The following is a 15,153-nucleotide window of genomic DNA, read 5'->3' on the forward strand; positions in this document are numbered from 1 at the left end:
GAAACATTGCCGAACCCGGTCGCCGTGCTGCATCGTGCCGACATGACGATGAAACTCCTGCTTCGCGGCGGCTCTGCAATCGCCGCACTGACCCTGACTGCCCTTGCCGCTTCGGCGACCGGCAATGCGAGTGGCGTGACCACGCCAACCCGCTCGCTCGACGCACAGGTCGAGTTGCTGCGCGATCATGTTGAGACACGGCTGCCGCCAGCGACAACAGGTCCGGTGCCAACCGTGATCATGCTGCATGGCTGCGGCGGATTGCGTCAGGTCCAGCAAGCTTATGCAGAGGATGTTCTGGCGGCGGGTTATGGCGTCATCATCGTCGACTCGCTATCACCGCGCGGGATCAACCGTTTCGGCGCGATGAGCCAAGTCTGTACCGCCCTGCGCCTGTGGGGCCAGGAACGAGCCGCCGACATCCCGGCGGTGATCGCCATGGCGCACGACAATCCCGCCATTGACGCGGACCGGCTGGCACTGGTCGGATGGAGCCATGGTGGCTGGACGGTACTGGAGGCGCTCGATTTTGCCGCCGAAGGGCGGGCGTCGCCAGCCATTGCACCGCAACCCGACGCGCCCCTGGACGGGGTCCGACTTGCCGTGACGATGTATCCCTATTGCGGCTTTCCTGTTCGCGCGGATGGCCGTGCCTTCCCGGACCATATTCCGCTGCGCGCCATCCTGGCGGAACGCGACATGATCGCGCCACATCGCGATTGTGAGCGCCTGTTCGACCGGTCAAACGCGGCCGGGACTTCGGTCGATTTCGAGGTTTGGGACGGGTTGACACACGCCTTTGACGAACCCAATCCACCCCCCGACCCGCGGATCGAATACAATGCGGGCGCGGCTCAAAGAGCGCGCGCCCGACTTGTTTCCTGGCTGGATGAGGCCTTCGCCGATCAGGGCTGAACGACAGACGCCATCTCGCCCAGCTGGGTCGAGGCAATGGCCAGTTTCGACAGGGTCCAGGCTCCGGACTCGTCGAGTTGGCGCTGCACCGAGTCGACGCGGCCAGCCTCTTCCTCGTTGATCGTGTTCCAGGCTTCCACCAGCGCATCGGCCCAATCTCGCGACGGGTCCTCGACGCCGGCCGCCAGCGAGCCACCGGCCTGGGCCGCGAAACGCATGGCCGAACCGGTGAAGGCCTGCTGGCTGGCGTAGAAATCTTCCATCAGGCGACGCACGGCCAGTCGATCCCAATGCAGTTCCGACGAGACGTCCTGGCCAAGCCCGCGCAAACGGTCGAACTTGAAACGGGCGCCGACCGCGTGATAGATGTAAGCCGTTGATGCTAATGGCCAATCTGATTCCATCGCCATGTCGATAACATCGGTCGATGAGGTCAGCGGACGCAGTTCCGCAACCGCCAGCGCGATATCTTCCGGCGCCCCGCCCTCGATGAAGCGCTTCTGACGCGCCTTCACGCCACGGCGCTCATGGGTCGAGATGATCTCGTGCACGACCGAGCGGAGTTTCTGCACGCCGGGCTGATAGGCCTCGATAACGTCGGTAATCATATCCGGCTTGGACGATTTCTGGTTCCGGCCACGCCGCACAAGCCAGTAGGTCTGACGTCGCAGCAGACGGATGATTTCCTCATGCAGCTGGACCTGGACGCTTGCCGGTGCCTTGTTGTCGAGCGCATTGATGGCCGCAGTGATTTCCGCAAAGCCGAAGATCTGGCGACCCGCCTCGAAGGCGCGGGCAATCGCGGGAACCGCCGCCGTCGTCGAGTCGATGGCCCGGTGAATGAAGGTCGGCCCACCCAGATTGATCATCTCGTTGGCAAGCACCGTGGAAATGATTTCCCGCTTCAGCCGGTGCCCGTCCATGGCATCGCCGAATTCATGCAGGCCTTTCGGGAAGTAATTGACCAGCATCGAGGTGAAATGCGGGTCGTCCGGCACATCCGACGCCACCAGCTGATCAAACAGGGTGATCTTGGCGTAGGAGTTCAGGACTGCGAGTTCCGGCCGGGTCAGGCCCTGGTCTCGGGCCTTAAGGCTGCGCATCTGTTCGACCGAGGGCAGGCCCTCGACATCACGATCCAGCTGGCCCAACTCCTCGAGCCGGGCCATGAAGCGCTCGTGCGCATCAAGATCGGCGGCGGCCGTATGCTCGGCCAGGGACAGAGCCAGCGATTGGTCGTAATTGTGACGAAGCACGTGTTTGGCGACATCATCCGTCATCGAACCGAGCAGGCTGTCGCGCGCCTCACGGGTCATGTCGCCATTGCGCACCATCGGCCGCAACAGGATCTTGATATTGACCTCATGGTCAGAGCTGTCGACGCCGGCCGAATTGTCGATGAAGTCGGCATTGGCCCGTCCGCCATGCCGGCCATATTCAATCCGCGCCGCCTGGGTGAAGCCAAGATTGGCCCCCTCACCGATCACCTTGGCGCGAACCTCATCGGCATTGACCCGCAATCCGTCATTGGTCTTGTCACCGACTTCCCAATGTTGTTCCGAGGTTGCCTTGGCATAGGTGCCAATGCCGCCGAACCAGAGCAGTTCAACGTCAGCTTTCAACAAGGCATTGATCAGCTCGACCGGGCTTGCACTGTCCTTGGCCAGGCCGGTGAGCGCCTTGATCTCGGCACTCAACGGGATGGATTTCGCTGACCGGGCGAAAATGCCACCCCCTTTTGAAATCAGGGACTTGTCGTAGTCCTGCCAGGAGGTTCGCGGCAGGTCGAACAGGCGTTTGCGCTCATTCCACATCGTCTCCGGGTCGCCCGGATCCGGATCAATGAAAATGTCGCGATGGTCGAAAGCGGCAATGAGCCGGATCTGTTTCGACAACAGCATGCCATTGCCGAACACGTCGCCGGACATGTCGCCGACGCCGATCACGGTGAAGGGTTCGGTCTGGATATCCTTGCCCATTTCCCGGAAATGGCGCTTGACCGATTCCCAGGCACCGCGTGCGGTAATGCCCATTTTCTTGTGGTCATAACCGGCCGAGCCGCCCGAAGCGAAGGCGTCGCCGAGCCAGAAATCGAACTCGTCGGTGGCCAGCCCGTTGGCCGTGTCGGAGAAGGTCGCCGTGCCCTTGTCGGCCGCCACGACGAGATAGGGATCATCATCATCCCAGCACTCGGTCGCCGCCGGATGGACAACAGCGTCATCGACAATGTTATCGGTGAGGTCGAGGAGACCACGGATGAAGGTTTTGTAGGCTTCCCGCCCGGCCTCGAAGACCTCTTCGCGGGACCCGTTGCGTGGCAGGGCCTTGGGATAGAAACCGCCCTTCGAGCCGACCGGCACGATGACCGCATTCTTGACCTGTTGCGCCTTCACCAGGCCCAGAACTTCAGTCCGGAAATCATCGCGACGATCCGACCAGCGCAGCCCGCCGCGAGCGACCGGTCCGAAGCGGAGATGCACGCCTTCAACCGCCGGCGACCAGACAAAGATCTCGCGATAAGGCTTCGGCAGCGGCAATTCTTCCAGCAACTCGCTGGCAATCTTGATGGCGATACGCGGCTTGGGCCGGCCGTCAGCGTCGGTCTGGTAGAAATTCGTCCGCAGCGTCGCTTCCACGAGATGGAAGATCCGGCGCAGGGCGCGGTCATGGTCGAGACTGGCGACATCATCGAGCTGTTTGCGCAGCTTGTCCGACACTTCCCAGACAGCATCCGACCGGGTTTTCTGGTCCTGCGTGAAGTCGGGGTCAAATTTGACCCGGGCCAGCTCCAGCAGACCGCGGGCAATGTCCGGATAGGCCGCCAGCGCCTCCTCCTGGATTGCCTGCGACGGATCGAGCCCGGTCTGTTGACGGTATCGGGCGCAGGTGCGCAGGAAGGCCGCTTCGCGCCAGGTCACGCCGATCTCGACAATGAGACGGTTGAACCCGTCATCCTCGGCCGTACCATCAGCGATCGCGAGCAGGGCATCTTCAAGGCTTGGGGCCAGATCCTTGAGATCACGCCCCTTGAGCGCCTCCGACTTCATCTCGAAATCATGGATATGGGCGCGGTCGAAGGGTTCGCCATTGGCGCCGCGGCGATCGACCGGGAATCCGGTCTCCTGGACGACATACAGGCCGAGATTTTCCAGTACGGGCATGACCCGCGACAGGGAGACCGGCCTGCCGATGCGGTAAATCTTCAAACGCAGGTCGGTGTCGCTGTCATCCGCCTCGCGATAGACGCGCACGGCAACCCGGTCCGAGCCCGCCAGTGATTCCAGCTTCATGACATCCGCGAGCGCCTCCTCGGGGTCGTAAAGCTCGCGATATCCGGCCTTGAAGGCATCGTGATAGGCGCCCATGCGCAAGCGGATCGGCTCCGGGGCATTGCGCCGGACATGGGTTTCCAGATCGTCTTCCCAGGTCCGCGCCAGGCGGGCCACCTTGCGTTCCAGCTCGCCGGTCTCGGGTTCGGGGTGATCGAACGGATTGAGACCGATGATGTAGTGGACGCGCGCCAGCGAGCTGTCACCGAATTGCGGATAGAAAGCTGACAGGCGACCGCCAAAGGCCTCGCGGATCAGCTCACCGGCCTGTTCACGGACTTTCGAGTTATAGCGATCACGCGGCACGAAAAGCAGGGCCGAAACGAAGCGGTCGAACTGGTCGCGTCGGATAAAAAGCTTGGTCCGGGGCCGGTCGTGCAGGTGCAGAATGCCGAGGGAAATTTCCAGCAGGTCATTCTCATCCATCTGGAAGAGTTCGTCGCGCGGGAAGTTTTCGACCGTATTGCGCAGCTTCTTGGCCGAATGAGTGCCCGGCGTCTTGCCGGCCCGCTCGAGAACACGACGCACCTTGCGCCGGATCAGGGGTACGGCACTGGCCGACTGGTCATAGGCTTCTGCCGTGAACAGCCCGACAAAGCGCGCCTCGCCAATCACCGCACCGTCCTCGCGATACCGTTTGACGCCGATATAATCCATGTAGACGCGGCGATGCACGCGCGACTTCATATTGGCCTTGGCGACAATGATCGGGCTCGGTTCACGCAGGAAAGTCTCGATCGCCGGTGTCAGGACTGCTGGCTCGGACCCTTTGCGAAGGACATGACGATCGGGATCGCGCAACACACCGCGACCCGTCTCCGGGCGGACGCGCGGATGGCGCTGGGCCATCGAGCCGCCGTCGTCGACTTCGAAGTCGTAAACACGGCAGCCCAGGAAGGCGAAATGGTCATCGCGCAGCCAGCGCAGGAATTCCATCGCCTCAACCAGCTCGTCCGGCGCGGCGTGGGTGCGGGCGGCCGACAAATGCGCGATCGCCTCATCCATCTGGGCCCGCATATCGGTCCAGTCTTCGACCGCGACGCGGACATCGTCCAGTGTCGCGGTGACACCCTCGATGAGAGTCCGGCGCGACAATTCGTCGAGCGGCGGGAGGTGGACCTGGATCATCGACTCGGCGAGACACCGCCCGCCTTCCTCAACCCGTGACCCGGCATTGTCGCGACGGACCTGCACGATGGGGTGGAACATGGCAATGATGTCGTGGCCTTGCGCCCCGATCTCGCCCATCACCGAATCAACAATGAAGGGTCGGTCACGACCGATGATCTCGAGCACGTCACGCGGCAGATCAGCGCCATCAGCTCGGGTCACAGTCCGCATCCGCACGAGAATATCCTCGCCCGGCCGGGTGTGCCCGTGCTGCCAGAAATCAACGCTGAGCGCCGCCAGGTCACACGGACCGACCCGTTCGAGGTCTTCGGCGAGCGCGTCATCATAGATTTGTGAGAAGAATGAGTTTCCCGGTTCACCGCATTCGGTGCCGAAAACCTCGAGCCAACGCTGTCGCGCCGCCTCCATGAAATCTGCGCGGCTGTAAGCGTGCGCGACTCCGACGACCGCCCCCATGGTGGCGCTCCCTGGACTGTTATGTTTATGCACCGACCCTAGTCCTGTTTGAGATGCGCGCAACCCGCCTACGCCGTTGAAAACGCAAACGTGCCATTCTTTTTCTCAGGGCTGAAAAAGGTAGCGATAACGGCGCCGCCGGGTAGGGACAGGGGAACCCGGCGGCGCCTGGCAGACCTCATAGGCAGGCTGGGGGGACGCACATTGAGGTCTGATCTTCGCGAAGCGGAGCCGGACGGGCGGTTATGGGGGGACACCGCGCCGACCGGATTGCCGCTACGACTTCCATGTAGAAAGCCCGCCCCGGATTTAAAGCCCGGAGCGGGTGGATTTCACGTGAATTCGCACAGAGTGCGGCATTATCACCCAGTTGTGATCGACCGGCTGGGCATCATCGCGGGATCAGACCGTCGGCGCCTCGACCGGCCAGTCGCGGGTCAGGCTGTCCCAATCCATCAGTGGCGCCATGCGCCCGACGAGGTCAAACGCCATGGCCCGGGTTTCCGCGACATCCCGCGGCTCGACCGCCAGGGCGCCGACCGCATCCGGCACCACCGTGATCGCCTTGTCGCGGTTGGCGTCGTCGAACACGGTCGCCAGGATCGAGAAGGGCGCCGAGAAACCGACCAGCAAGGCCGTCGATCCGGCACTGCGCGCCAGGACTTGGTGGAAATAGGGATCCGAAAAGGCCGACAGACCACGGCGCTGAAACACCGCTTCCTGGGCCGTCGGGCGAAGTCCATCAACCGGCGCCCGGCCGGAAGCCGGCCCGTCACCCTGGAATTGGCAGTGGCAAACGCGCCAGCCTGACTGGCGGGCATGGCGCAGAAGGTCGCGGATGCGGTCCAGCACCAGGCGGTTGTCCGGATCAATCTTGCCGTTGGCGCCGGTCACCTGGTCGCGCTGGCAATCCAGCAGGATCAGGCAGGGGTCAGAGAAGCTCATGCGGCCTCCTCAGGCTTGCGGACACCCTCATCCTCTTGCATGCGCGCCAGCGAAAGGTCAAACGGGCCGGGCCGATCCCATTCGCCATCCGGCCGGATCACCACCATCGGATCGGCATTCATCGTGATCGCATTGGCAGGCGGCACCAGGTCACGTTCGATCTCGACATATTTATAGTCGGAGAAACCGAATTCCGGCCGATCTGCCCGGACCCGAAAACCATGCGTGCGCCAGTATTTGACGCGGTTGAGCTGAGCGTGTCCCAGCATTTTCCGGTAGCCACGCCGGGCCGAATAGCGTTGCGCCTCCTGCATCAGGACCCGCATGACACCGAAACGACGGTACTGACGCAGCACGGCCGCCCGCTCGACCTTGGCGAAGTCGGCGAAGAAGCGCAGTCGCAGCACGCCGACGGGTTCAGCGCCACGCCAGGCGATCAGGTGGGAGGCGCCCACGAAGTCGTTTCCGTCATATTCCTCGGCATAGGGAGCAAATTGTTCGCCCAGATAGATAACGCCGCGCAGCGTCATCGCCATCACGACCTGGTCGAGCGTGCGTGCGATGGTCACTTTGAGACTATCGGGTATCGCATTTTTCACGAGCGGGACTCCCATTCGCCAAGGACGGTGCGCTTCAACAACATGTCGCCCAGCTTTTGCGGAAAGCCGGTGCTGCCATAGAGCGGGCTTGCGCCATCCGGATAGGCACAAATTTCAAAATTGAGGCGTCGCATCAAAGCCTTGCCTTCCGTGGTGCGGGCCCGCGCATAGACCCGGACATCGGCGTAGAAGCCACGCCAACCAACCAAGAGCGCACGCAGCGCGGCGGCTTGCGCGTGCGGGGTTCGGCCTGCCAGCCCCCAAGACAGGAGGGCGGAGGCCTTCTCGGTGGTGTCGCAGACCCACTCGCGACGGGCATTGGCAAAACCAAATTCGCCCCTCAGGAGCGCCGCAACGCCGGAATCGCTAAGCGGGATTGATGCAACGAAACCGTCAGGTCGCCCATTCCAACGGCGCATGTGCAAGGATCTCCGGGTCCATTCCTGCACCCGTCCAATATCTTCCGCACTCGCGATCTCACCATCGATCAACTCGTCGGCGAGGGCGTGAAATTCATCGATTTCTGACAGCTGCACCGGCTTGAAGTCCAAGGAACCAAAGGCCTGGTCGAGGCGGTCGAGTGGAAACTCGAAGCCTGTCTCTGTCGAGCTGAACTGCAGCTCATCACCCACCATTACGCACACTCCGCCAAGTCGTTAATTCTTCGTTAACACCGCCGGGCTAGCTCTTCTTCAGCAAAGTTGGAATGGGGGGTAGTCGGGACTTGGACAACGACCTTCGCCGTAATGTCTTCGACTGGGACGACCTGCAGATCTTCCACGCCGTTGCCACGACTGGCTCGATGAGCGCGGCCGCGACCGTGCTCGGCTGCCAGCAATCCACCGTTTCCAAACGCATGCGTCAGTTGGAAAGTCGCCTGTCTGCACAGCTGATCGAACGACGCGCCGACGGCGTTGTCCTGACCCGGGCCGGCTCGGCTGCGCTCGACTACGCCGTCACCATGCAGCGCTCGGCCCAACGCCTGGAGACCGAACTTGCCGGCATGGACCGCAGCCTGGCCGGCCAGGTGTCATTGCGCGTGCCGGACGGGCTCGCGACCTATTGGTTGGCCCGACATATCCCTGAATTTCAGAGAGTTAACCCGGAAATTGTTCTGAAGCTGATCAATGATCGTTCGGCCGCAGCCAGCGACACCGCGGCGGCGCTGAGCCTGACCTTCACACCGGACAAGTCGATGGATACCGAAGCGCGCGCCCTTGGCAGCGTGCACTACATGCCGATGGCCTCGCGCGAGTTTATCGCAACCTATGGCGCGCCGCGCTCGCTGGAAGATGTCCTGACACTGCGCTTTTTGCGGCTCGAACAATATGACCCTTCGCTCCACCTGTGGCAGCGAAAAGCCACGGCAACTGATGAGGTTGTAAGATATTCCTTCACTGCGGACATTAGTTCGGTGCTATTTGAAACCATACGTCATGGCGGTGGTATCGCGATGGCACCGACCTACCTGGCGTCCTTGTACCCGGACGAACTGGTTGTTCTTGACTACGACTTCCATCAAGACGTCCGGTTCTGGCTCAAGAATTCGCCCGGCAGCCTTGGAATAACCAGAATAAAGTGCGTTGCTGACTGGATTGCCGAACTGTTCAACCGTAGACTCCATCCTTGGTTCCGCGAAGAGTTCTGTCATCCGAGCGAGTTTAGCGACGTGGAAGTCATCAAACCACAGACGTGAGGACGCAATGAGTGCACGAGGCCCAACCAGTATTGATCAACATGTCGGGGCCAGGCTGCGCCTGCGGCGCAGCCTTCTGGAAATGAGCCAATCGGAGCTGGGCGAAAAGCTCGGCGTGACTTTCCAACAGGTCCAGAAGTATGAGCGCGGCACCAACCGGATCGGCGCCAGCCGACTGTTTCATGTCGCCAAAGTCATGGAAGTTCCCGTGGCTTACTTCTTTGAAGGCCTCGAAGAAGACGGGTCATCCGAACTCAAGGGCGGCGACCCCGACACGCTCTATGATTTCATCGCCAGCCCGGACGGCCTGGCCTTGGCCTCGGCTTTCGCCGGCATCAAGGACCAGACAGTCCGTCGCCGCGTGATCGACCTGCTGCGCTCTCTCGCAGACTGATGGTCCAGCGCCCGGCCTTCTACGCCGGGCGCTGATCCGCCCCGCCTGCCGATACCGCCAGGCCCGCGCTTCCTGATCGTGCGATGAACGCAATGGCCGGAAAATGGCCTTGTCGATGCCCTGTGTTTGCCCTGCTCAGGCGCGACCATGGCCCCTCAGCGACGAGGAGGCCGACATGACGATCCGCCCGCAAAAACCAACCCGCCCGTTGATCCAGGCCCCGGCCGCGCTTCGGATCGGGCTGCCCCATCTCCTGTTCAGCCGCGGCAAACCGCAGCCGGCCATTGATGCCCGGCACGCACTATATGCCCGCCTGCGCGAACTCCGCCTGTCCTGATCGACAAGCCGCAACGCGCGCGACATGACGATACCTGTATCGACGTCTGCCGGATTGATTACGGGGAGAGAATGGAGCGGGCGATGAGATTCGAACTCACGACATTCACCTTGGCAAGGTGACGCTCTACCCCTGAGCTACGCCCGCTCACGATTGGCGAGGCTAGGCCGCGCCGGGGAGCGGGGTATATCGCGCAAAGCTTGGAAGATTGCAAGCGTCTGTTTCCGTCCTCTTGCACATGCGCTGCAGCCGGGCTTCAACAGGGGCATGACAGCCAGCCGGACCGATCTGTTTGCGCGCCTCGATGCGCTGGGCATCGCCCACACGACCCATGACCACGCGCCGATCTTCACCGTCGCTGAGGGCGAGGGCATGAAAGACGACATGCCCGGCGGTCACAGCAAGAATCTCTTCCTGACAGACAAGAAGGGCCAACTGGTGCTGGTCTCAGCGCAGGCGAATACCCGGATCCGGATCAATCGCCTGCACAGCGCAATCGGCTGCGGTCGGCTGTCCTTCGGCAGTCCGGATTTGCTGCATGAAGCCCTGGGCGTGCGACCCGGTTCGGTGACCGCCTTTGCCTTGATGAATGATACCCGCGGCAAGGTCCGCTTTGTCCTCGATACAGCGCTCCTGGCGCACGAGATCGTCAATTTTCACCCGCTGGGCAATGACGCCACCACCGCCGTTTCCGCCGATGACCTTGTGCGTTTTGCCTGCGACACGGGCCACGAGCCGCTCATTCTTGACCTCGGCGCGCTTGCTGCAGCAGCCGATGCGGCGCAGTGACCGCTTGCATCGAACCGCGCCAGGGGCCACTTAGACACTCACAAATGACATATCCGGAAACGACAAGGAAACTGGCATGACCCTGATCAGCGGCGCCAACGGACAGGACACTCCGACAGACGATCTGGTTCGCGAAAGCTCCGACCAGACCTTCATGCAGGATGTGATCGAGCCGTCACGCGAAGTCCCGGTCCTGGTCGATTTCTGGGCGCCCTGGTGCGGCCCCTGCCGCCAGCTTGGTCCGATGATCGAGAAATGCGTTCTCGACGCCGGCGGCGCGGTCCGTCTGGTCAAGATCAATATCGACGAAAACCCCGGCATCGCCCAGCAATTGCGGGTACAATCGATCCCGGCCGTGTTCGCATTCAAAAACGGCCAGCCGGTCGATGGTTTCACCGGCGCGCTGCCGGAAAGCCAGATCAAGGACTTCATCGCGCGGATTTCCGGCAAGGGTCCCAGCGAAGCCGATCTGCGCGCCCTTGTGGAGCGCGGGCTTGCTGCAATCGAAGCCGGTGATCTCAACGGCGCTTCGCAGGATTTTGCCGCCGTTCTGCAGGCCGACGACGGACACCCCGGCGCCATTGCCGGACTGTGCCGGGTCTGGCTGAAAGCCGGTGACACCGAAAAAGCCGCCCAGATCCTGGCACAGGTCCCTGAGGACCGGGCCGATGACCCCGCCATTGATGGCGTTCGCGCCGCCCTTGAACTGGCGACCGGCGCACCGGTTGACGACGCGGAAACCGCAGCACTCCGACAGGCCGTCGCCGCGGACGCCAGCAATCTTCAGGCCCGTTTTGATCTCGCCGAAGCCTTGGTGGCTGCCGGCGACCACAAGGGGGCCGTCGACCAGCTGATCGCCATCACCGCGCTTGATCGTGAATGGAATGACCAGGCAGCGCGCACCTTGTTGCTGAAAGTCTTCGATGCCGCCGGCCCGGCTTCGGACGTGGCCCGCGACGGGCGTCGCCGCCTCTCTGCTATCCTGTTTTCCTGAGGAGCTGAATCGTGAGCGATACCGAAACCCGAGACGTCGATCCAAAACTCCTGGAAATCCTGGTTTGCCCGGTCACGCGCGAAACCCTGCATTACGATCGCGATGCGCACGAACTGATCTCCAAGGGGGCCGGCCTGGCCTATCCGGTGCGCGACGGCATTCCGATCATGTTGCCGGAAGAAGCCCGTCAGATCGAGGATTGAGCATGTCCCGCCCCTGGCCCGAAAAGCTGGATTTTTCCAGCGCCGACAAGGCACTGCATGCGCGCTTTGACGATGGCAACGCCTTCTCCATTCCCTATGAAACCCTGCGCGTGGAAAGCCCCAGCGCCGAGGTCCAGGGGCACGGCCCGGGCCAGAAGAAACTGATCACCGGCAAACAGGATGTCGGTATCACCAAGGCCGAGCCGGTCGGTCGTTATGCTGTCCGGCTCACCTTTGATGATGGTCATGACAGCGGAATTTTCACCTGGGACTATCTCTACGCGCTCGGCGAAGCGACCCGCTAAAGCGTTTTCAGCGAACGTGGGAACCGGGGTCGCGGTTCGAAAATGCGACAAGACAATGAATTAGGGCATCCGCCTTGGGGCAGGAGGATCGGACATGACCCACAAGAACTGGCGCTGGGGCATGGTCGGCTGCGGCGATGTCACCGAACGCAAGAGTGGTCCGGCCTACCGGATCGCAGCCGGCAGCGAACTGGTCGCCGTGTATTCTCGCCGCGCCGACAAGGCCGCCGACTATGCCCGCCGCCACGGTGTCGATCACTGGCATGACGACCTCGACGCGCTGCTTGCCAATGACGCGGTTGATGCGGTCTACATCGCCACCCCGCCCGCCGCACATCCCGACATCGCCCGACAGGTCGCCGCCGCGGGCAAGCCGTGCTGCATCGAAAAACCGCTGGCCAACTCGCTGGAAGAGGCCGAGGCCATCGCCGACGCGTTTTCCAGCCGCGGCCTGCCGCTGTTTGTCGCCTTCTATCGCCGCAGCCTGCCGCGCTTCCGCCAGGTTGCCGGCTGGATCGAGACGGGCCGGATCGGCGCCGTCCGCCATGTTCACTGGTCGCTGACACGCGCTCCGAATTCCGCCGACCTGTCCGGTGCAGACAATTGGCGCACTGATCCCGATGTCGCACCCGGCGGCTATTTCGACGATCTCGCCTGTCACGGCCTCGACCTGTTCGATCACCTCATCGGCCCCTTGAGTAATGTGCACGGACAAGCCCTGCACCAACATCAACTCTACAAGGCCCCCAGCGCTTTTTCCGCCAACTGGCAGCACGCAAATGGCGCCACCGGCACCGGCGTCTGGAATTTCGCCGCGGCGGGTCGAGAGGACCAGGTCCGGATTCTCGGCTCCCACGGCGAGATCCGCTTTTCCGTGTTTGAAGACGAGCCCGTCATCCTCCAGGCGGAGGACGAAACCCTCTCCCAGCTGGTCGACAATCCCGATCCGGTGCAATTGCCGCACGTCGAGGCGATGATCGCGCATCTCAATGGCGGCCCGGCCCACCCGTCCCTTGCCGCCAATGCCCTGCGCACCGTCCGCGCTGTCGATGCCATTCGCGGTGTGCCCGGCAACGGCTGACGGGCGACCACCGGGCAGGACAAGACCGCCAGGCGCGGTTAGGCTTGGATCAAGCCACTCCGGAGTCCGTCATCATGTTCCTTCGTCTCGCCCGATACGCCCCGATCGCGGCCGTCTGCCTGGCCGTCAGCGCGCCCGCCTTCGCCGGTCCCGATGATTTCGGTCCCGGTACGCTGATCCCGGATTATGGCCAGATCGCCACCGTGAACATGACGACACCCCTGCCCGAAGGCGCCATCTTCCAGGTCACCTTCGACAGCGCCGCCCGGTCCGAGGCCGATGGCCTCAATCGCACGCTGACCAGCGCCGCGCGCTTCCTCAACATGCATGTTGCCAACGGTGTCGCGGCCGAAAACCTTCGGCTGGCGGTCGTGATCCATGGCGGCGCCGTGCACGATGTCACAATCGACGCTGCCGGCGCCAATGCCGACCTCATCGCGACCCTGCAGGCGCACGGTGTCCGCCTCATCGTTTGCGGCCAGAGCGCGGCCTATCAGGATGTCGGTCGCGACGATCTGCTTTCCGGTGTTGAAATGGCCCTGTCAGCGATGACGGCACACGCCCTGCTGCAACAGGACGGCTACACACTCAACCCGTTCTGACTGGACGCCCGTTCAGGCCGCATCGAGGCGTTTTCCCCGCAAGAGACGCGGCGGATCGCCGGTCTCGCCACCGGCCTGACGCATGAAGAAGCGGCGGGCGGGGCCGATCTTGTTGACCAGTGACAGGCCGAGACCGCGCAATTGCCGGACCGGCTCGATATCGTTGGAGAACAGGCGATTGAACAGGTCGGTCCCGGCGGCCAGCGTGGCGCTGTCGAATTTGCGCCAATCTTCATAGCGACGCAGCGTGATCAAGGCGCCGATATCAAGTCCGACGCGTTTGGCCTCGCCGGCCACTTCGGCCAGCGCCGCCGCATCACGAATGCCAAGGTTGAAGCCCTGGCCCGCCAGCGGGTGGATGCCGCGCGCCGCATCGCCGACGAAAGCGATCCGCTCATCGCAGAAACGCTCGGCATAGCGCAGCCCCAACGGGTAGGCGAAACGCGAACCTTCAACCCGCACATCGCCGAGAAAATCCCCGAAACGATTTTCCAGCTCTTCCTGGAAGACCGCGTCCGGTGCGTCTTTCAGGGCATCGGCAATCGCATCCGGCTCGGTCCAGACAAGCGAGGCGCGATTGTCAGGAAGTGGCAGGATGGCGAACGGCCCTGATGGCAGGAAGTATTCATAGGCAACACCATTGTGTGGCTCAGCATGTCGCACCGTGGCGACCAGGCCTTTCTGGCCGTACTGCCATCCGGCTGTCCGGACCGCAGCCTGGCGACGCAGGCGTGAAAACTTGCCGTCGCAGGCGACAAGGAGCTGGCCAGACAGGATGCGGCCATCGTCGAGATACAGGTCTACCCCGTCGCCGCGCGTCTCATAACGCTCGGCGCGGGCCGGGGCGATCACCGTGATGCCAGGTCGAGCCTTGATCGCCTGGATCAGGGCAAAACGGGCATGACGGTTCTCAGCCATCCAGCCCAGCGGCTCGCCATCATCACCTTCAGAAATTTCGCGACGGTCGAAATGCAGGCTGTGCGGCCCCGGGCCACCGGGTTTGTCGCCACCATAGGGGCGACCGTCGCAGACCAGGATATGCTCGATGCGCTGCGTGAAGGGTTTGAGATGCTCGGCCACGCCCAGCGCCTCAAACATGCGCCAGGATGTATAGGCCAGCGCCGAGGCGCGCCCGTCGAAGGTCGGCGCCAGCTGATCATCGATCTCCAATGCATCGACGAGCGCGACATGCAGGCCCGCCTGATCCATCGCCAGGGCCAACGTCATTCCCGCCAGACCACCGCCGGTGATCACGATATCGCCATCAAAAAATGCTGTCTTGTCCATGGCCGCAGAATAGGCGCTTTGACAGGCGAGAAAAGCGGCCAGAGCGTCGCAGTGCCGTTAACCTTTGTTTACCGCCCGGGAAGACTTGCA

At 62.7% G+C, this 15,153-nt stretch carries 15 protein-coding genes and 1 tRNA gene; 10 read left to right on the plus strand and 6 right to left on the minus strand.

From position 1 onward, the window contains the following. Positions 1-6 precede the first annotated feature (6 nt). Positions 7-915: a dienelactone hydrolase family protein gene (locus AWH62_RS09040; RefSeq protein WP_075190150.1), complete on the plus strand. Its 909-nt coding sequence runs from the start codon at positions 7-9 to the stop codon at positions 913-915. On the opposite strand, the gene AWH62_RS09045 is transcribed toward AWH62_RS09040, so the two are convergent. The 4 genes from AWH62_RS09045 to AWH62_RS09060 all read right to left on the minus strand — a co-directional run bounded on the left by AWH62_RS09045 (position 906) and on the right by AWH62_RS09060 (position 8,010). Beyond that, complete coding sequence (locus AWH62_RS09045; protein WP_233128281.1) at positions 906-5,783, minus strand: NAD-glutamate dehydrogenase; 4,878 nt, start codon at positions 5,781-5,783, stop codon at positions 906-908. The two genes, AWH62_RS09040 and AWH62_RS09045, sit on opposite strands and share 10 nt — an antisense overlap. 450 nt (positions 5,784-6,233) lie before the next feature. Further along, the gene (locus AWH62_RS09050) at positions 6,234-6,776 is read right to left on the minus strand and encodes a cysteine hydrolase (RefSeq protein ID WP_075190152.1); all 543 of its coding nucleotides are present in this window, start codon (positions 6,774-6,776) and stop codon (positions 6,234-6,236) included. Next, the gene (locus tag AWH62_RS09055) at positions 6,773-7,375 is read right to left on the minus strand and encodes a GNAT family N-acetyltransferase (protein WP_158025598.1); all 603 of its coding nucleotides are present in this window, start codon (positions 7,373-7,375) and stop codon (positions 6,773-6,775) included. The genes AWH62_RS09050 and AWH62_RS09055 overlap by 4 nt, the downstream gene beginning before the upstream one ends. Continuing rightward, complete coding sequence (locus AWH62_RS09060; RefSeq protein ID WP_075190154.1) at positions 7,372-8,010, minus strand: hypothetical protein; 639 nt, start codon at positions 8,008-8,010, stop codon at positions 7,372-7,374. Before AWH62_RS09060 ends, AWH62_RS09055 begins: the two co-directional genes overlap by 4 nt. A gap of 89 nt (positions 8,011-8,099) precedes the next feature. Here AWH62_RS09060 and AWH62_RS09065 point away from each other — a divergent pair, with 89 nt between their 5' ends. From AWH62_RS09065 to AWH62_RS17005, 3 genes are all read left to right on the plus strand, one after another. Then, positions 8,100-9,071, plus strand: coding sequence for a LysR family transcriptional regulator (locus AWH62_RS09065; RefSeq protein ID WP_158025599.1), 972 nt, complete (start codon positions 8,100-8,102; stop codon positions 9,069-9,071). A gap of 7 nt (positions 9,072-9,078) precedes the next feature. Beyond that, positions 9,079-9,465: a helix-turn-helix domain-containing protein gene (locus AWH62_RS09070; RefSeq protein ID WP_075190156.1), complete on the plus strand. Its 387-nt coding sequence runs from the start codon at positions 9,079-9,081 to the stop codon at positions 9,463-9,465. 175 nt (positions 9,466-9,640) lie between these two features. Then, positions 9,641-9,802 (plus strand): hypothetical protein, encoded by a 162-nt coding sequence (locus AWH62_RS17005; RefSeq protein WP_158025600.1) that lies wholly within the window; start codon positions 9,641-9,643, stop codon positions 9,800-9,802. Between the two features lie 72 nt (positions 9,803-9,874). Here AWH62_RS17005 and AWH62_RS09075 read toward each other — a convergent pair. After that, positions 9,875-9,949: transfer RNA gene (locus AWH62_RS09075), tRNA-Gly, on the minus strand. 120 nt (positions 9,950-10,069) lie between these two features. Here AWH62_RS09075 and AWH62_RS09080 point away from each other — a divergent pair. From AWH62_RS09080 to AWH62_RS09105, 6 genes are all read left to right on the plus strand, one after another. Further along, positions 10,070-10,591 carry a prolyl-tRNA synthetase associated domain-containing protein gene (locus AWH62_RS09080; protein WP_075190157.1) on the plus strand — a complete coding sequence of 174 codons (522 nt, stop codon included), beginning with the start codon at positions 10,070-10,072 and terminating at the stop codon, positions 10,589-10,591. Positions 10,592-10,667: 76 nt separating this feature from the next. Then, complete coding sequence (gene trxA / locus AWH62_RS09085; RefSeq protein WP_143742994.1) at positions 10,668-11,585, plus strand: thioredoxin; 918 nt, start codon at positions 10,668-10,670, stop codon at positions 11,583-11,585. A gap of 11 nt (positions 11,586-11,596) precedes the next feature. Then, positions 11,597-11,788: a Trm112 family protein gene (locus AWH62_RS09090; protein ID WP_075190158.1), complete on the plus strand. Its 192-nt coding sequence runs from the start codon at positions 11,597-11,599 to the stop codon at positions 11,786-11,788. 2 nt (positions 11,789-11,790) lie between these two features. After that, positions 11,791-12,093, plus strand: coding sequence for a gamma-butyrobetaine hydroxylase-like domain-containing protein (locus tag AWH62_RS09095; RefSeq protein WP_075190159.1), 303 nt, complete (start codon positions 11,791-11,793; stop codon positions 12,091-12,093). Positions 12,094-12,187: 94 nt separating this feature from the next. Further along, positions 12,188-13,174: a Gfo/Idh/MocA family protein gene (locus AWH62_RS09100; protein ID WP_075190160.1), complete on the plus strand. Its 987-nt coding sequence runs from the start codon at positions 12,188-12,190 to the stop codon at positions 13,172-13,174. Positions 13,175-13,248: 74 nt separating this feature from the next. Continuing rightward, a complete protein-coding gene (locus AWH62_RS09105; RefSeq protein WP_075190161.1) occupies positions 13,249-13,776 on the plus strand; it encodes a DsrE family protein in 528 nt (175 codons plus the stop codon). Positions 13,777-13,788: 12 nt separating this feature from the next. Here the strand turns inward: AWH62_RS09105 and AWH62_RS09110 are convergent, their stop codons facing one another. Beyond that, complete coding sequence (locus AWH62_RS09110) at positions 13,789-15,063, minus strand: UbiH/UbiF/VisC/COQ6 family ubiquinone biosynthesis hydroxylase (protein WP_075190162.1); 1,275 nt, start codon at positions 15,061-15,063, stop codon at positions 13,789-13,791. Positions 15,064-15,153: the final 90 nt, after the last annotated feature.

This window comes from Maricaulis sp. W15 (assembly GCF_001924955.1).
GTDB lineage: Bacteria > Pseudomonadota > Alphaproteobacteria > Caulobacterales > Maricaulaceae > Maricaulis > Maricaulis maris.